Source organism: Kitasatospora purpeofusca (assembly GCF_036010405.1).
GTDB lineage: Bacteria > Actinomycetota > Actinomycetes > Streptomycetales > Streptomycetaceae > Kitasatospora > Kitasatospora purpeofusca.
Genome location: NZ_CP108561.1, coordinates 6,649,950 through 6,667,693, shown reverse-complemented (window position 1 = coordinate 6,667,693; position 17,744 = coordinate 6,649,950). Strand labels below are relative to the sequence as shown.

At 69.7% G+C, this 17,744-nt stretch carries 12 protein-coding genes and 2 rRNA genes; 7 read left to right on the top strand and 7 right to left on the bottom strand.

The window, feature by feature from the left end:
• Positions 1-8: 8 nt before the first annotated feature.
• Positions 9-401: a dihydroxyacetone kinase phosphoryl donor subunit DhaM gene (gene dhaM, locus OG715_RS29155; protein ID WP_266274306.1), complete on the bottom strand. Its 393-nt coding sequence runs from the start codon at positions 399-401 to the stop codon at positions 9-11.
• A 163-nt stretch (positions 402-564) separates the two neighbouring features.
• Here dhaM and dhaK point away from each other — a divergent pair, with 163 nt between their 5' ends.
• Both dhaK and dhaL read left to right on the top strand, forming a co-directional pair.
• Positions 565-1,560, top strand: coding sequence for a dihydroxyacetone kinase subunit DhaK (gene dhaK / locus OG715_RS29150; protein WP_266274307.1), 996 nt, complete (start codon positions 565-567; stop codon positions 1,558-1,560).
• A gap of 44 nt (positions 1,561-1,604) precedes the next feature.
• On the top strand, positions 1,605-2,288 hold the full coding sequence (dhaL, locus tag OG715_RS29145) for a dihydroxyacetone kinase subunit DhaL (RefSeq protein WP_266274308.1): 684 nt from the start codon (positions 1,605-1,607) through the stop codon (positions 2,286-2,288).
• Positions 2,289-2,301: 13 nt separating this feature from the next.
• Here the strand turns inward: dhaL and OG715_RS29140 are convergent, their stop codons facing one another.
• Positions 2,302-3,492, bottom strand: coding sequence for a PP2C family protein-serine/threonine phosphatase (locus OG715_RS29140; RefSeq protein WP_266274309.1), 1,191 nt, complete (start codon positions 3,490-3,492; stop codon positions 2,302-2,304).
• Between the two features lie 218 nt (positions 3,493-3,710).
• Between OG715_RS29140 and OG715_RS29135 the strand changes: the two genes are divergently transcribed.
• The 3 genes from OG715_RS29135 (at position 3,711) to OG715_RS29125 (ending at position 7,644) form a co-directional block, all read left to right on the top strand.
• Positions 3,711-4,652, top strand: a complete 942-nt coding sequence (locus OG715_RS29135) for a PrsW family glutamic-type intramembrane protease (RefSeq protein ID WP_266274310.1) — start codon at positions 3,711-3,713, stop codon at positions 4,650-4,652.
• A 378-nt stretch (positions 4,653-5,030) separates the two neighbouring features.
• Positions 5,031-5,249: a heavy-metal-associated domain-containing protein gene (locus OG715_RS29130; RefSeq protein WP_030395102.1), complete on the top strand. Its 219-nt coding sequence runs from the start codon at positions 5,031-5,033 to the stop codon at positions 5,247-5,249.
• Positions 5,250-5,328: 79 nt separating this feature from the next.
• A complete protein-coding gene (locus OG715_RS29125; RefSeq protein WP_266274311.1) occupies positions 5,329-7,644 on the top strand; it encodes a heavy metal translocating P-type ATPase in 2,316 nt (771 codons plus the stop codon).
• Positions 7,645-7,731: 87 nt separating this feature from the next.
• On the opposite strand, the gene OG715_RS29120 is transcribed toward OG715_RS29125, so the two are convergent.
• The 3 genes from OG715_RS29120 to recD2 form a co-directional block, all read right to left on the bottom strand.
• Complete coding sequence (locus OG715_RS29120; protein WP_266274312.1) at positions 7,732-8,451, bottom strand: SDR family NAD(P)-dependent oxidoreductase; 720 nt, start codon at positions 8,449-8,451, stop codon at positions 7,732-7,734.
• Between the two features lie 525 nt (positions 8,452-8,976).
• Complete coding sequence (locus OG715_RS29115; RefSeq protein WP_266274313.1) at positions 8,977-10,266, bottom strand: citrate synthase; 1,290 nt, start codon at positions 10,264-10,266, stop codon at positions 8,977-8,979.
• Positions 10,267-10,490: 224 nt separating this feature from the next.
• A complete protein-coding gene (gene recD2 / locus OG715_RS29110; protein WP_266274698.1) occupies positions 10,491-12,695 on the bottom strand; it encodes an SF1B family DNA helicase RecD2 in 2,205 nt (734 codons plus the stop codon).
• Positions 12,696-12,894: 199 nt separating this feature from the next.
• On the opposite strand from recD2, the gene OG715_RS29105 reads away from it, so the two are divergent.
• Both OG715_RS29105 and OG715_RS29100 read left to right on the top strand, forming a co-directional pair.
• Positions 12,895-13,680: a VOC family protein gene (locus tag OG715_RS29105; protein WP_266274314.1), complete on the top strand. Its 786-nt coding sequence runs from the start codon at positions 12,895-12,897 to the stop codon at positions 13,678-13,680.
• A 30-nt stretch (positions 13,681-13,710) separates the two neighbouring features.
• Entirely contained in the window at positions 13,711-14,163 is a 453-nt protein-coding gene (locus OG715_RS29100; RefSeq protein ID WP_266274315.1) for a GNAT family N-acetyltransferase, read from the top strand.
• An 81-nt stretch (positions 14,164-14,244) separates the two neighbouring features.
• On the opposite strand, the gene rrf is transcribed toward OG715_RS29100, so the two are convergent.
• Together rrf and OG715_RS29090 are read right to left on the bottom strand one after the other, a co-directional pair.
• Positions 14,245-14,361, bottom strand: a 5S ribosomal RNA gene (gene rrf, locus OG715_RS29095).
• Positions 14,362-14,448: 87 nt separating this feature from the next.
• Positions 14,449-17,571 (bottom strand): 23S ribosomal RNA (locus tag OG715_RS29090).
• Positions 17,572-17,744 lie beyond the last annotated feature (173 nt).

The window sequence follows — 17,744 nt, the reverse complement described above, 5'->3', positions numbered from 1 at the left end:
GCCGGGGCTCACAGCTTGCGGAAGCCTCGCGCCTCCTCGGCGGCGGCGACCACCTCGGCCAGCGCGGCCCCGGTCGAGGCGGTCACCGCGGCGGCGACGGCGCCCTCCACGAACGGCGCGTCGACCAGCACGACCCCGGGGCGGGGCTCGTCCTCCAGCACGGTCCGCGCCGTCAGCACCGAGCTGCCGAGGTCCGGCAGCACCACGGCCCCCGCCCCGGAGTCCGCCGCCACCACGGCCCGGGCGATCAGCTCGTAGCTTGTGCCGAGCCCGCCGTCCTCGGTCCCGGCCGCCACCACCACCCGCACCTCGGCCGAGGCGAGCTCCCCCAGCAGTTCCCTCAGCCCCCCGGCCAGCGCGGCGCTGTGCGAGACCAGGACGATGCCCACGTGTCCACTCATGCCCCGACCCTAGGCGCTGCCGGCGGAGCCGGGCCGGAACGCCCGCGTGTTGCTCCGAACGGGTGAGGGAGCGGGCGGCGGGCCGGTTCCGGGACGCCGGAGGCCCCTCCGGCGTAGCGTCAGCGTCGGGTCAGCACCGTCGGCCGAGGGGAGCGCGTAGACCGTGAAGAAGCTCATCAACAGCGCGGAGACCGTCCTGGAGGACGCGCTGGCCGGAGTGGCCGCCGCCCATCCGGAGCTGGCGGTGGACCTCGTCAACCGGGTGATCACCCGAGCGGTGCGGCCGCCGGCCCCCAAGGTGGGCCTGGTGTCCGGCGGCGGGTCGGGGCACGAACCGCTGCACGGCGGCTTCGTGGGCCCCGGCATGCTGGACGCGGCCTGCCCCGGCGAGGTCTTCACCTCGCCCGTCCCGGACCAGGTGCTGGCCGCCGCCGAGGCCGTGGACTCCGGCGCCGGGGTGGTGTTCGTGGTCAAGAACTACACCGGTGACGTGATGAACTTCGAGCTCGCCGCGGAGCTGGCCGCCGAGCGGGGCATCGAGGTCCGCACCGTGCTGGTCAACGACGACGTCGCGGTGGAGGACTCCACCTGGACGGCCGGCCGGCGCGGCACCGGCGCGACGGTGGCGGTGGAGAAGATCGCGGGCGCGCTGGCCGAGCGCGGCGCGCCGCTGGACGCGGTGGCCGCCCTGGGCGAGCGGGTGAACGCGGCCTCCCGCTCGTTCGCGATCGCGCTGACCGGGGCGACCGTCCCGGCGGCGGGAAAGCCCGGCTTCGAGCTGGCCGAGGACGAGATCGAGGTCGGCGTCGGCATCCACGGGGAGCCGGGCCGCCGCCGGGAGAAGCTCCGCCCGGCCCACGAACTGGTCGCCGAGGTGGTGTCGACGATCCTCACCGACCACCACCTGACCGCCGGGGACGAGGTGATCGCCCTGGTCAACGGGCTGGGCGGGACGCCACTGCTGGAGCTGTACATCGTGTTCGGCGAGGTCGCCGCCCGGCTGGCCGAGCACGGGATCACGGTGGCCCGCAGCCTGGTCGGCAACTATGTGACCAGCCTGGACATGGCGGGCTTCTCGCTCACCCTCACCAAGGCCGACGCGCAGCTGCTGGAGCTGTGGGACGCCCCGGTGGACACCCCGGCCCTCAAGCGCGCCTGAACCCACCGCCCACCCCGGCCGAACGACCCGAAGGAGCCATCCGCATGGACGTCGACACCCGTCTCGCCGAGGACTGGGTCCGCGCGATCGCCGCGGCGGTCGAGCGGGAGCACGAGCACCTCACCGAGCTGGACTCGGCGATCGGCGACGGTGACCACGGCAGCAATCTGCGACGCGGCTTCACCGCCGTCCTGGCCGTCCTGGACAGCGCGGACGGTCCGTCCGGCCCGGACGCGCCCGCGCCGGACGGCGGCCCCGGCGCGCTGCTGACCAGGACCGGCACCACCCTGATCTCCAAGGTCGGCGGCGCCTCCGGCCCGCTCTACGGCAAGGCCTTCCGTGCGATCGGCGCCGCGCTGCCGCCGCCCGGACAGCCGCCCGCCGACGCGGCCGGGCTGGGCGAGGCGCTGGCCGCCGGACTGCGGGCGGTCCGGGACCTCGGCCGGGCCGCGCCGGGGGACAAGACCCTCGTGGACGCCTGGACGCCCGCTCTGGACGCCTACCGCGAGGCGGTGGCCGCCGGGGCCGGACTGCCGGAGGCCGCCGCGGCGGCGGCCGGGGGCGCCGAGCGGGGCGCCCTGGACACCGTCCCGCTCCAGGCCCGCAAGGGCCGCGCCTCCTACCTCGGCCCGCGCAGCGTCGGCCACCAGGACCCGGGCGCCCGCTCCACCGCCCTGCTCTTCCAGGCCCTGGCCGAGACCACCGCCACCTGGGCGGCCGAGGAGTAGACCCGAACCCCGGCTAGGGCTGCACCGTCCAGACCGGGTCGGTGCGGGTGACGAGCAGCAGCAGCGCGTCGTCCCGCAGCTCGCCCCCGGTGTGCGCGAGCAGGTCGGCGTAGACCCGGCCGACGGCCGCCTCCAGCTCGGCGGCGGAGCGGGCCGCGCCGCGCACCAGCGGCCCCACCCGCTCCGCCAGCGGGTAGAACTCGCCGCTGTCCCGGTGCCTGGCCTCGATCACGCCGTCGGTGCACAGCACCAGCACGTCCTCGATCCCGAACGCCTGGTCCCAGGTGCTCGGCTCGCCGAAGGCCAGTCGGCCGAGGCCGAGCGGCACCCAGGGGTCGGGGGCGTCCAGCACGTGCGCCAGGCCGTCCGGGTCGACCCGGATCGGCGGGACGTGCCCGCACTGCAGCAGTTCCACCACACCGGGTCGGCGGAACTCGGCGAACAGCGCGGTGGTGAACTCGCCGTCCGGCACGTGCCGCTCCACACTGGCCTCGATCCTGGCGGCCACCCCGCGCAGCCCGGCCTCGTCGTACGCGGCCTCGCGGAAGGCGCCGAGCACCACGGCGGCGGTCTGCACCGCGCCGAGCCCCTTGCCGCGCACGTCGCCGACGGCGACCCGGGTGCCGTGCGGGGTCTCCAGGACGGAGTAGAGGTCCCCGCCGATCCTGGAGGCGTCGGCGGCGGAGACGTACCGGACGGCGAGGCGCAGCGGCCCCACGACCGGGCCGGGCAGCCGCAGCAGGGCCCGCTGCGCGGCCTCCGCGACGGAGCTGACCGCGGCGAAGGCGGCGGCCCGGCGCATCCTGATCCTGGCGACCCAGGCGGAGAAGACGGTGAGCAGCAGGTAGCTGATCATCGCGCCCCAGAGGAAGCGGGCGTCGTTGATGGTGTCGACCTCGTCGTAGTGGCTGAGGCCGAAGACGGCGAGCAGGCCGAGCCAGCAGACGCCGAGCAGTTCGAGCGGCCGCAGGGTGAGCGCGGCGATGCTGGGGACGACCGTCATCAGGGGCGCGAGGTAGCGGTCCCGGCCGGAGTAGAGGTCCGCGAGCCCGACCAGCACGATCGCGAGCAGGGCGGGCGAGGCCCGGCGCCAGAACGGGATGTCGAGCAGGTCGACGGCGAGCAGCGCGCCGCGCCGCCGGGCCGGCGGCTGCCCGGCGCCGGTCGGATCGGACGGCGACTGGGCTCGACGGATCGGGAACACATATCGAACATAACGGACGATCAACCCGCCCACCCCCGCACCCCGACCCACCCCGAGCCCCGATCCGCCCCGACCCGCCCCGGCCCCCGCGCCCCGGAACGCGGGCGCACCCCCCGGACGCGGGCACCGTCACTCCACGGACTGTGCCAAAAGGTACCAAAGCACCTGATTCGTCATACAGTGCGACGAAAGCGGATCACACAAGGGAGCCCTCACCGGTGTCCGGATACCGCAACACCCCCCACCTCTCCGCCCGGTCCGTCCGCCCCTCGGCCCGCCCCGCCCAGTGGCCCCGGATCCTCCTCGGCGGACTGCTGCCGTGGATCGCGACCGTCGCCGTCACCTTCCTCACCGGCAACAGCAACCTGGTGCCGACGATCGTCCTGCTCGGCAGCTTCCTCGTCCCGGTCACCGTGGCGACCCGGGCCTACGAACGCCACGCCACCGGCCTCGGCGCCGACCGGATCCTCGGCTGCTTCGGCATCGGCGGCCTCATCGGCGTACTCGGCGCCTCCGTCCTGGAGACCTGCCTGCTCTCCCCCTCCGCCTGGACGCACCTCGGCGTCGGCCTGATCGAGGAGGCGGCCAAGCTGACCGCCCTGGTCCTGGTCAGCCGCCGGCTGCGGGTGAGCGGCCTGCGCTACGGCCTGGTACTGGGTGCCACCGTCGGCGCCGGCTTCGCCGCCTTCGAGAGCGCCGGATACGCCTTCAACGCCGTGCTCACCACCGACGGGCTCTCGCTGCGCAACCTGGTGGAGACCGAGATCCTGCGCGGCGTCCTGGCCCCGGTCGGGCACATCCTGTGGACGGCGCTGCTCGGCGGCGTGCTGTTCCGCGAGCGGCGCGGCGGCCGGTTCCGCCTCACCCCGGCGGTCCTGCTGACCTACCTGGGTGTCTCGACGCTGCACGCGCTCTGGGACTCGATGAGCGGCATCGCGGTCTGGCTGGTGGCCCGGAGCACCTCCGCCGACTGGCAGCGCGCCCTGTTCGAGCTCGGCCGCCTGCCGAGCCCGACCACCGAGCAGGTCCACCTCTACACCCTGTACGACACGGCCGGGCTGGTCCTGGTCGCGCTCGGCGGTCTGTACTGGCTGCGCCTGCTGGTCCGCGGCGACCGGCGGTCCCCGATCCCGACCCAGCTCCCGTCCGCCCCGCTCTGAGCCCCCGCTCCCGCCCGCCCTCCTGCCTGCCCTCCTGCCTGCCCTCCCCCTGCTCCGATCCGCCCCGTTCCGGATCGAACCAGAACGGCCCGCCGCCCGACTACTGGGAGGGGCCCCACCCGGACGGCCCCCGGCGACAACCTTTCGGGCCCGCCGCACGCGAATCCGCCCGCACCACGGCGCGGATTCGAGCGCAGCGTGTCCGGACGCCTACGCTCTGCTCTCGGAAAACGTTCCGGCCGTGCGCGGCGCGACAAACGGAATGCGATCCACACCACACCATCCGCACTCGTACGGAATACCCCCCAAGGGTATGGTGTTCCCAAGAGCAGGGCCCGGGCGTACGCTCGCGGCCGTACCGATCTTTCGGAGGCCCCGATGTCCAGCACCATCACCTACACCGTGACCGGCATGAGCTGCGGACACTGCGAGAACTCGGTGAGCAAGGAGCTCTCCGGTCTCGCCGGGGTGACGGAGGTCTCCGCCGACGCCAAGGCCGGTACCGTCACCGTCTCCACCAGCGACCAGCTGGACGACGAGCTGGTCCGCGCCGCCGTCGACGAGGCCGGCTACGAGCTGGTCGGCCGCTCGGCCTGAGAGCCCCCGCCGCGCGGCGGGGGCCCGCGACCGCACCCCGCACCCCCCGCCGCGCCCTCTCCTAGGAGCTGATCAGCACATGAGCACCTCCACCCCGGGCTCCACCTCCCCGGAGGCGACGAGCGCCATAGCCGGCCCGGCGGGACCGACCGCCGTCCGCGAGCGCGTGGAACTGTCGATCGGCGGCATGACCTGCGCCGCCTGCGCCGCCCGGATCGAGAAGAAGCTCAACCGGATGGACGGCGTCGAGGCCACCGTCAACTACGCCACCGAGAAGGCCAGGGTCGACTTCGGGCCGGACGTCAGCGTGGCCGACCTGATCGCCACCGTCGAGGCCACCGGCTACACCGCCGAACCCCCGCCCCCGCCCGTGGCCTCCGTCCCGGCCGAGGCGCCCGCCGGGACCGCCGCCGGACCGGCCGCCGACCCCCTGCTCGACCGGCTGCTCGTCAGCGCCGTGCTCAGCCTGCCCGTGGTCCTCTGGTCGATGGTCCCGGCGCTCCAGTTCACCAACTGGCAGTGGCTGGCCTTCGCCCTCACCGGCCCCGTCGTGGTGTACGGCGGCCTGCAGTTCCACCGGGCCGCCTGGACCAACCTCAAGCACGGCGCCGCGACCATGGACACCCTGGTCTCGCTCGGCACCCTGGCCGCCTTCGGCTGGTCCTTCTGGGCGCTCTTCTGGGGCGACGCCGGTATGCCCGGCATGCGGCACGAGTTCTCCCTCTCGGTCGGCGACACCGACGCCTCGTCCATGCTCTACCTGGAGACGGCCTCCGCCGTCACCGTGCTGATCCTGCTGGGCCGCTACCTGGAGGCCCGCTCCAAGCGCCGCGCCGGGGCCGCGCTGCACGCCCTGCTGGACCTCGGGGCCAAGGACGTCGCCGTGCTCCAGGGCGGCCGCGAGGTGCGGCTGCCGGTCGACCGGCTCACCGTCGGCACCCGCTTCGTGGTCCGTCCCGGGGAGAAGATCGCGACGGACGGCGTGGTGGTCGAGGGCGCCTCGGCCGTGGACGCCTCGATGCTGACCGGCGAGTCCGTGCCGGTCGAGGTCGCCGTCGGCGACACCGTCACCGGCGCCACCGTCAACGCCGGCGGCCGGCTCGTGGTGGAGGCCGCCCGGGTCGGCGCCGACACCCGGCTCGCCCGGATGGCACAGCTCGTCGAGGACGCCCAGAACGGCAAGGCCGCCGCCCAGCGCCTCGCCGACCGGATCTCCGCCGTGTTCGTACCGGTGGTCATCCTGATCGCGCTCGGCACCCTGACCGCCTGGCTGCTGGCCACCGACAGCGCGACCGAGGCGTTCACCGCCGCGGTGGCGGTGCTGATCATCGCCTGCCCGTGCGCCCTCGGCCTGGCCACTCCGACGGCCCTGATGGTCGGCACCGGCCGCGGTGCCCAGCTCGGCATCCTCATCAAGGGCCCCGAGGTCCTGGAGAACACCCGCCGGGTCGACACCGTCGTCCTCGACAAGACCGGCACCGTCACCACCGGCCGGATGACCCTGCTCGCCGTCCGCACCGCCCGCGGCACCACCGAGGACGAGGCCCTGCGCCTCGCCGGCGCCCTCGAACACGCCTCCGAACACCCCGTCGCCGCCGCCATCGCCACCGCCGCCGCCGAACGCCTCGGCACCCTGCCCCCCGTCGAGAACTTCGAGAACCACCCCGGCCTCGGCGTCCGGGGTGTCGTGGACGGCCACGCGGTCGTCGTCGGACGCGAGGCCCTGCTCGCCGAGCGGGCGCAGCCCCTGCCGTCGGAGCTCGCCGGGGCCAAGCGGGCCGCCGAGGCCGCCGGACGGACCGCCGTCGCCGTCGGCTGGGACGGCGCCGCCCGCGCCGTCCTGGAGATCGCCGACGCCGTCCGACCCACCAGCGCCCGGGCCGTCGCCGAACTGCGCGCCCTCGGCCTGCGCCCCGTCCTGCTCACCGGCGACAACCGCACCGTCGCCGAAGCCGTCGCCGCCGAGATCGGTATCCCCGCGGAGGACGTCCACGCCGAGGTACTGCCCGAGGACAAGGTCGCCACCGTGGAGATCCTCCAGGCCGAGGGCCGGATCGTCGCGATGGTCGGCGACGGCGTCAACGACGCCGCCGCGCTCGCGCAGGCCGACCTCGGCCTCGCCATGGGCACCGGCACCGACGCCGCCATCGAGGCCAGCGACCTCACCCTGGTCCGCGGCGACCTGCGCTCCGCCGCCGACGCCATCCGCCTCTCCCGCAGAACCCTCGGCACCATCAAGGGCAACCTCTTCTGGGCCTTCGGCTACAACGTCGCCGCGATCCCCCTGGCCGCCGCCGGACTGCTCAACCCGATGATCGCCGGCGCCACGATGGCCTTCTCCTCGGTCTTCGTGCTCACCAACAGCCTCCGGCTCCGCACCTTCCAGGCCGGTTAGCGCTCCAGGAGCACTCCCGGGACGGTCGAGGGCCCGTACCGCGTCTGCGGTACGGGCCCTCGACCGTTCAGTGGCACCCGGCGGCCCTCAGCGGCCGAGCAGCTCGCCGCCGTTGCAGTGCAGGATCTCCCCGGTGATGAACCCGGCCTCCGGCGAGGCCAGGAACTGCACCGCCGCCGCCACCTCGCCGGTCTCCCCGATCCGCCCGAGCAGCGTGCGGGCCGCCCGGCGGGAGACCTCGGCCTCGTCCAGCCTCGGCCCGAAGAACTCGGTACCCGCCACCGTGCCCGGGGCGACGATGTTGGCCGTGATGCCCGAGGTGCCGAGCTGGGCGGCCAGGAAGTTGTTCCAGGCGTGCAGGGAGGCCTTCGCCGCCCCGTACGAGCCCGCACCGCGCAGCGCCGCGATCGAGCTGATGGTGACCACCCGGCCGGAGCCCGGGGTCAGCCGGTCCCGGATCGACTCGGTGAGCAGCACCACGGTCAGGACATTGCGCTCGAAGTCGCCCCGCCAACGGGCCAGCAGGGCGTGCGGCCCGGCGCCGATCACGGTCTCCCGGCTGCCGGCGTTGTTCACCAGCACGTCGATCCGCTCGGGAAGCTCGGCGAGCGCGGACTCCACGGCGTCCGGATCGGCGAGGTCGCAGACCAGCGGGGTGACGTTCGGCCCGAACGTGGCGGCGGCCTCCTCCAGCACCGCACGCCGCCGGCCGACGATCACGACCTGTTCGCCGGCCTCGGCGAACCGCCGCGCCACCTCGTACCCGATCCCCGTGCCACCGCCGGTGACAACCACGTTCCTGGTCATCTGCGCACTCCCTCCCCAGCTCCGCCGCCACGCTGCTAGGTGCGGGGCGGTCCGTACCGGAATGCCACGATTCCTATCACGCTCGGTTGCCGTGACTGCGGGGAGGGTGACGTCGCCGTCGGCGGAAGGTGTGGTATGGAGCCGGTACCGCACGCACACGGAGCGTGGCGAGAGGCAGCTCACACCCCCCGGGCGTAACTTCTCGCACGCTGATACGTCTTAGGTTGGTAGTGCGGCAGTTTTTCCGGTGGGCGAAGACGTGGCGAACGGCATAACGTCGACGCGTGGCCACCACTGTCGCCGACGGGGCTCCGGCGGGCCCCGGGTCGGTCGCCGAGGTTGGCGGCCTTCGCGCACGACGCCGGGGTGTGGCGGGGCCGGGGACGCTTTGAGCGGCCGTCCCGGGCCCGCAGCCGCCCCCGGAGTCGTGCGCCGGACATGGAGGACCGAAGACCGAGGGCCCGGCCGCAGAAGTGCGGCCGGGCCCTCGTGGCACGGTGTCAGGGCGTGCGCTTGGCGTCAGCGTCAGCGGGCGTCGATCTCGACGTAGTCGCGGATCTCCACGCCGGTGTAGATCTGGCGCGGACGGCCGATCCGGCTGGTCGGGTCGTTGATCATCTCGTGCCAGTGGGCGATCCAGCCCGGCAGCCGGCCGAGGGCGAACAGCACGGTGAACATGCTGGTCGGGAAGCCCATGGCGCGGTAGATCAGACCGGTGTAGAAGTCCACGTTCGGGTAGAGCTTGCGCGAGACGAAGAAGTCGTCCTTGAGCGCGTGCTCCTCCAGCTTGAGCGCGATCTCCAGCAGCTCGTCCGACTTGCCGAGCTGCGCGAGCACCTCGTGGGCGAGCAGCTTGACCTGCGCGGCGCGCGGGTCGAAGGCCTTGTACACGCGGTGGCCGAAGCCCATCAGCTTGACGCCGGACTCGCGGTTCTTGACCTTGGCGATGAAGGCGTCGACGTCGCCGCCGTCCTTCTGGATGCTCTCCAGCATCTCCAGCACGGCCTGGTTGGCGCCGCCGTGCAGCGGGCCCCACAGCGCCGAGATGCCCGCCGAGATCGAGGCGAACAGGTTGGCGTGGCTGGAGCCGACCAGGCGCACGGTGGAGGTCGAGCAGTTCTGCTCGTGGTCCGCGTGCAGGATCAGCAGCTTGTCCAGCGCGTTGACGATGACCGGGTTGAGCTCGTAGTCCTCGGCCGGGACCGCGAAGGTCATCCGCAGGAGGTTCTCGACGTAGCTCAGGTCGTTGCGCGGGTAGACGAAGGGCTGGCCCATCGCCTTCTTGTACGCGTACGCCGCGATGGTCGGGAGCTTCGCCAGCAGGCGGACCGTCGACAGGTGGCGCTGGGCCGCGTCGAACGGGTTGTGGCTCTCCGGGTAGAACGTCGACAGCGCGCCGACCACCGAGGACAGCATGGCCATCGGGTGGGCGTCCCGGGGGAAGCCCTGGAAGAAGCGCTTGACGTCCTCGTGCAGCAGGGTGTGCTGGGTGATCTCGCGCTTGAACTCCGCCAGCTGGACCGCGTTCGGCAGCTCGCCGTTGATCAGCAGGTAGGCGGTCTCGATGAAGTCACCCTTGGCGGCGAGCTGCTCGATCGGGTAACCGCGGTACCGCAGGATGCCGTTGTCACCGTCCACGAAAGTGATCGCGGACTTGTAGGCGGCGGTGTTGCCGAAGCCGTTGTCCAGGGTGACCAGGCCGGTCTGCGGGAGCAGCTTCGAGATGTCGAAGCCGGCGTTGCCCGCAGTGCTCTCGACGACGGGGTACTCGTACTCGCCGTCCTGGTACCGCAGTACTACCGAGTTGTCGCTCACGTCTTCCTCACCGACGAAATGAATCCTCTTCCAAGGTGCCCTGACTGTCTCTACCATCCCCCATCCGGCGGACAGCCGCGCACCCGGGGTGACCCGAAAGGGCCCGCCCCTACAAAACCTGCCACCGCAGCCGGTACGAACCGGACAAGATCGGCACCCCACCAGGCTCTGCCGTAAATCTCTTCACGTCAAGAGAACAATAGAGGCAAGCATCCCTTGGAGGATCATCCAGACGCCAACCGGTGGTCGAGCGCGGCATGCCTCCGACCTGCACTGACACTCCGAACCGCCTGGGCGATCGCTTTCCGTGACCCCACCAGCACAACCAGTTTCCGGGCCCTGGTCACCGCCGTGTAGAGCAGATTTCGCTGAAGCATCGTCCACGCGGACATGGTGACCGGAATCACCACCACCGGGTACTCGCTGCCCTGCGACCGGTGGATGGTCACCGCGTAGGCGTGCGCGAGCTCGTCCAACTCGTCGAAGTCGTACGGCACCTCCTCGTCCTCGTCCGTCAGCACCGTCAGCCGCTGGTCGTCGGCGCTGAGGGCCGTCACCACTCCCACTGTGCCGTTGAAGACCCCGTTCCGCCCCTTGTCGTAGTTGTTGCGGATCTGCGTGACCTTGTCCCCCACCCGGAACGTCCGCCCGCCGAACCGCCGCTCCGCCAGCCCCTCCCGGGCCGGCGTCACCGCCGCCTGGAGCAGCGTGTTGAGGTTCCCCGCGCCCGCCGGGCCCCGGTGCATCGGCGCCAGCACCTGGACGTCCCGCCGGGCGTCGTAGCCGAACTTCTGCGGGATCCGCCGGGCCACCACGTCCACCGTCAGACCCGCCGCCAGCTCCGCGTCGTCCTCCGCGAACAGGAAGAAGTCCGGCAGCCCCTCGGTCTGCGGCGGCAGCCCCTCGTTGATCCGGTGCGCGTTGGTCACCACCCCCGACTGCTGCGCCTGCCGGAAGATCCTGGTCAGCCGCACCGAGGGAATCGGCCCGCCCTCCGCCAGCAGGTCCCGCAGCACCTCCCCCGCACCCACCGAGGGCAACTGGTCCACATCCCCCACGAACAGCAGGTGCGCGCCCGGCGCCACCGCCTTGACCAGCTTGTTCGCCAGGATCAGATCCAGCATCGACGCCTCGTCGACCACCACCAGGTCCGCGTCCAGCGGCCGGTCCCGGTCGTACGCGGCGTCCCCGCCCGGCCGCAGCTCCAGCAGCCGGTGCACCGTCGAGGCCTCCACCCCGGTCAGCTCCGCCAGCCGCTTCGCCGCCCGCCCGGTCGGCGCCGCCAGCACCACCTTGGCCCGCTTCGCCAGCGCCAGGGTCACGATCGACTTCACCGTGAACGACTTGCCGCAACCGGGACCGCCGGTCAGCACCGCGACCCGCTCGGTCAGGGCCAGCCGTACCGACTGCTCCTGCTCCGGCGCCAGCTCCGCCCCTGTCTTCCGCGCCAACCAGCCGAGCGCCGCCGGCCAGTCCACGTCCCCGAACCACGGCATCCGGTCGGTGTCCGCCCGCAGCAGCCGCAGCAACTGATTGGCCAGGGAGATCTCCGCCCGGTGGAACGGCACCAGGTACACCGCCGTGATCGGCTCCCCCGCCGCCCCCGGCACCTGCTCCCGCACCACCCCCTCGGCGGCCACCAGCTCCGCCAGGCAGTCGATCACCAGCCCCACGTCCACCTGGAGCAGCTTCACCCCGTCGGCGATCAGCCGCTCCTCCGGCAGGTAGCAGTGCCCCTGGTCGCTGCTCTGGGACAGCGCGTACTGGAGGCCCGCCTTCACCCGCTCCGGGCTGTCGTGCGGGATGCCCACGGCCTGCGCGATCCGGTCCGCGGTGAGGAAGCCGATGCCCCAGACGTCCGAGGCCAGCCGGTACGGCTCGTTCTTCACCACCCCGATCGAGGCGTCCTCGTACTGTTTGTAGATCCGCACAGCCAGCGAGGTCGAGACCCCGACCCCCTGCAGGAAGACCATCACCTCCTTGATGGCCTTCTGCTCCTCCCACGCGGCCGCGATCTTCTTCGTCCGTTTCGGCCCGAGCCCCGGCACCTCGATCAGCCGGGCCGGCTCGTGCTCGATCACCTCCAGGGTGTCCACCCCGAACCGCTCCACGATCCGCTCGGCGAACCGCGGGCCGATCCCCTTGATCAGCCCCGACCCCAGATAGCGCTGGATGCCCTGGATCGTGGCCGGCAGCACCGTCGTGTAGTTCTCCACCACGAACTGCCGCCCGTACTGCGGGTGCGACCCCCACCGCCCGTGCAGCCGCAGCGACTCCCCCGGCTGCGCCCCCAGCAGCGCGCCGACCACCGTCAGCAGATCGTTGCCGCCCCGCCCGGTGTCGACCCGCGCGACGGTGTAGCCGGTCTCCTCGTTGGCGTAGGTGATCCGCTCCAGCACACCCTCGACCTGGGCCAGCTGGCGCGGCACCGCCTGGTCGGTGCCGGTGCCGGTTCCGGTGCGCGCCGCTGTCTGCCTGGCCACCGGGCCTCCTGTCACCGTGCGGAACGACTTCCGCTACGCACCGTACCGTCCGGGTGCGACATCCCGGGCGGCAGTGCCAGGCTGGGGCCAGCAGAGAGGGGTCAGCGGGGAGGGACCAGGTCCTACGGAGAAGGAGCGGAACACCGTGCTCACCACCGCCTTCCGGCCGGGTGCCCCCAACTGGCTCGACCTCGCGAGCCCGGACACCTCGACCTCGGCCGCCTTCTACGGCGGGCTGTTCGGCTGGACCTCCGCCAGCGGCCCCGGTGCCGCCCGACACAGCCTCTTCCGCCAGGACGGCCGCACGGTCGCCGCGCTCGGCCCCGTCACGTCCGCCGGCGACCGCGCCGCCTGGACCGTGCACTTCCGCGCCCTCGACTCCGACCGCACCGCGGCCCTGGTCCGCGCGGCCGGCGGGGCAGTCCGCTTCGGCCCCTTCGACGTCCTCACCAGCGGCCGCACCACCGGCTGCACCGACCCGACCGGGGCCGACTTCGCGGTCTGGCAACCGCACGACGTCCGCGGCCTGGACACCGTCACCGAACCCGGCAGCCTCTGCTGGACGGAGTGCTTCAGCATCGACGCCGAGGCCGCCAAGACCTTCTACCGCGCGGTGTTCGGCTGGCAGGAGCAGGACGTCCCGCTCGGCCTCGACCTCTACACGGTGCTCACCCCGCCGGGAGGCGGGACGGCGGACGCGCACGGCGGGATCTGCCCGATCCCGCCCGAGGACACCGCCGCCGGCATCTCCTCGCACTGGCTCCCCTCCTTCGAGGTGCCCGACGTCGACGCCACCCTCGTCACCGCCGAACGGCTCGGCGCCACCGTCCGGCTCCCCGCCGAGGACGTGCACGGCGTCGGCCGCCTGGCCCGACTCGTCGACCCGCACGGCGCGGCCTTCGCCGTCATCACCAGCGCCCCGCCCGGCTGATGACGCCAACCGCCCTTCTAGGGTGTGACCATGAACGATCTGACGATCCGCCGGGCGACCGGCGACGACCTGCCGGCCATTGTCGCGATGCTCGCCGACGACCCCCTGGGCGCGACCCGCGAGAGCCCCGACGATCTCACCCCCTACCGCACCGCGTTCGACCGCATCGACGCCGACCCGCACCAGCACCTCGTCGTCGCCGAGCGCGCGGGGCGGACGGTCGGCACCCTGCAACTGACCCTCGTCCCCGGCCTCTCCCGGAAGGGCGCCACCCGGACCGTCATCGAGGGAGTGCGCGTACACGGCGACGAACGCGGCAGCGGCCTGGGCACCGAGCTGATCCAGTGGGCGATCGAGCGCTCCCGCGAACTCGACGCCCAGCTCGTCCAGCTGACCTCCGACATCACCCGCACCGACGCGCACCGCTTCTACGAGCGCCTCGGTTTCGTCCCCTCCCACCTGGGATTCAAGCTCGCGCTCTGACGGAAATCGCGCCCTGCCGGAAATCGGGCAGAACGCAAAGAACCCCCGTCGGTTACCCGACGGGGGTTCTTCACAATGATTGTTCGGCGGCGTCCTACTCTCCCACAGGGTCCCCCCTGCAGTACCATCGGCGCTGTGAGGCTTAGCTTCCGGGTTCGGAATGTAACCGGGCGTTTCCCTCACGCTATGACCACCGAAACACTATGAAACTGTCAACCGCACCCACACCGTGACCAGACGTGTGGGGGTCGTTGTTTCAGAACAACACAGTGGACGCGAGCAACTGAGGACAAGCCCTCGGCCTATTAGTACCGGTCAACTCCACCCCTCACAGGGCTTCCATATCCGGCCTATCAACCCAGTCGTCTACTGGGAGCCTTACCCTCTCAAGGAGGTGGGAGTGCTCATCTCGAAGCAGGCTTCCCGCTTAGATGCTTTCAGCGGTTATCCCTCCCGAACGTAGCCAACCAGCCATGCCCTTGGCAGGACAACTGGCACACCAGAGGTTCGTCCGTCCCGGTCCTCTCGTACTAGGGACAGCCCTTCTCAACACTCCTACGCGCACAGCGGATAGGGACCGAACTGTCTCACGACGTTCTAAACCCAGCTCGCGTACCGCTTTAATGGGCGAACAGCCCAACCCTTGGGACCTACTCCAGCCCCAGGATGCGACGAGCCGACATCGAGGTGCCAAACCATCCCGTCGATATGGACTCTTGGGGAAGATCAGCCTGTTATCCCCGGGGTACCTTTTATCCGTTGAGCGACGGCGCTTCCACAAGCCACCGCCGGATCACTAGTCCCGACTTTCGTCCCTGCTCGACCCGTCAGTCTCACAGTCAAGCTCCCTTGTGCACTTACACTCAACACCTGATTGCCAACCAGGCTGAGGGAACCTTTGGGCGCCTCCGTTACTCTTTAGGAGGCAACCGCCCCAGTTAAACTACCCACCAGACACTGTCCCTGATCCGGATCACGGACCCAGGTTAGACATCCAGCACGACCAGAGTGGTATTTCAACGACGACTCCACCATGACTGGCGTCACGGCTTCAAAGTCTCCCACCTATCCTACACAAGCCGAACCGAACACCAATATCAAGCTATAGTAAAGGTCCCGGGGTCTTTCCGTCCTGCTGCGCGAAACGAGCATCTTTACTCGTAATGCAATTTCACCGGGCCTATGGTTGAGACAGTCGAGAAGTCGTTACGCCATTCGTGCAGGTCGGAACTTACCCGACAAGGAATTTCGCTACCTTAGGATGGTTATAGTTACCACCGCCGTTTACTGGCGCTTAAGTTCTCAGCTTCGCCCCGACGAATCAGAGCTAACCGGTCCCCTTAACGTTCCAGCACCGGGCAGGCGTCAGTCCGTATACATCGCCTTACGGCTTCGCACGGACCTGTGTTTTTAGTAAACAGTCGCTTCTCGCTGGTCTCTGCGGCCACCCCCAGCTCTGGCAGCAAGTGCCGTCACCAGGAATGGCCCCCCTTCTCCCGAAGTTACGGGGGCATTTTGCCGAGTTCCTTAACCATAGTTCACCCGAACGCCTCGGTATTCTCTACCTGACCACCTGAGTCGGTTTGGGGTACGGGCCGCCATGAAACTCGCTAGAGGCTTTTCTCGACAGCATAGGATCATCCACTTCACCACAATCGGCTCGGCATCAGGTCTCAGCCTTGATGAGTGACGGATTTGCCTATCACTCGGCCTACACCCTTACCCCGGGACAACCACCGCCCGGGCTGGACTACCTTCCTGCGTCACCCCATCGCTCACCTAGTACAGACTTGGTCCAGCGGCTCCACCACGTCCCTTCGTCCGAAGACTCCGGGCCGGCTTCACGGCTTTAGCATCACCTGGTTCAGCGTTGGCGCTTCAAAGCGGGTACGGGAATATCAACCCGTTGTCCATCGACTACGCCTGTCGGCCTCGCCTTAGGTCCCGACTTACCCTGGGCAGATCAGCTTGACCCAGGAACCCTTGGTCAATCGGCGCAAGAGTTTCCCACTCTTGTATCGCTACTCATGCCTGCATTCTCACTCGTGTACCGTCCACGACTGGTTTCCACCGCCGCTTCACCCGGCACACGACGCTCCCCTACCCATCACAGCAGGCGTTGGCCCTATATGCTGCAATGACACGACTTCGGTGATGTGCTTGAGCCCCGCTACATTGTCGGCGCGGAATCACTTGACCAGTGAGCTATTACGCACTCTTTCAAGGGTGGCTGCTTCTAAGCCAACCTCCTGGTTGTCTCTGCGACTCCACATCCTTTCCCACTTAGCACACGCTTAGGGACCTTAGTCGGTGTTCTGGGCTGTTTCCCTCTCGACCATGGAGCTTATCCCCCACAGTCTCACTGCCACGCTCTCACTTACCGGCATTCGGAGTTTGGCTAAGGTCAGTAACCCGGTGAGGCCCATCGCCTATCCAGTGCTCTACCTCCGGCAAGAAACACGTGACGCTGCACCTAAATGCATTTCGGGGAGAACCAGCTATCACGGAGTTTGATTGGCCTTTCACCCCTAACCACAGGTCATCCCCCAGGTTTTCAACCCTGGTGGGTTCGGTCCTCCACGAAGTCTTACCTCCGCTTCAACCTGCCCATGGCTAGATCACTCCGCTTCGGGTCTTGGGCATGCAACTGTATCGCCCTGTTCGGACTCGCTTTCGCTACGGCTACCCCACACGGGTTAACCTCGCTACACACCGCAAACTCGCAGGCTCATTCTTCAAAAGGCACGCAGTCACGAGACACACAGCAAGCTGCATGTCCGACGCTCCCACGGCTTGTAGGCACACGGTTTCAGGTACTATTTCACTCCGCTCCCGCGGTACTTTTCACCATTCCCTCACGGTACTATCCGCTATCGGTCACCAGGGAATATTTAGGCTTAGCGGGTGGTCCCGCCAGATTCACACGGGATTTCTCGGGCCCCGTGCTACTTGGGAGTTCTTCAAACGAGCCGTACAGATTTCGTCTACGGGGGTCTTACCCTCTACGCCGGACCTTTCGCATGTCCTTCGACTACCTGTACGGTTTCTGACTCGCCGACCGGCCGGCAGACCGGTCAAGAAAAATCCCACGACCCCATCAGCGCAACCCCTGCCGGGTCTCACACGCTCATGGTTTAGCCTCATCCGGTTTCGCTCGCCACTACTCCCGGAATCACGGTTGTTTTCTCTTCCTGCGGGTACTGAGATGTTTCACTTCCCCGCGTTCCCTCCACATACCCTATGTGTTCAGGTATGGGTGACAGCCCATGACGACTGCCGGGTTTCCCCATTCGGAAACCCCCGGATCAAAGCCTGGTTGACGGCTCCCCGGGGACTATCGTGGCCTCCCACGTCCTTCATCGGTTCCTGGTGCCAAGGCATCCACCGTGCGCCCTTAAAAACTTGGCCACAGATGCTCGCGTCCACTGTGCAGTTCTCAAACAACGACCAGACACCCACACTCGACAAGTCCGAAAACTCGCCTCGCATGAGACCGGCATCACTGAAGCAACAGACCATACGGCCGTTCCCTCAGGACCCAACAACGTGCCCGACACACCCCATCAACAATCCGTTTTCCA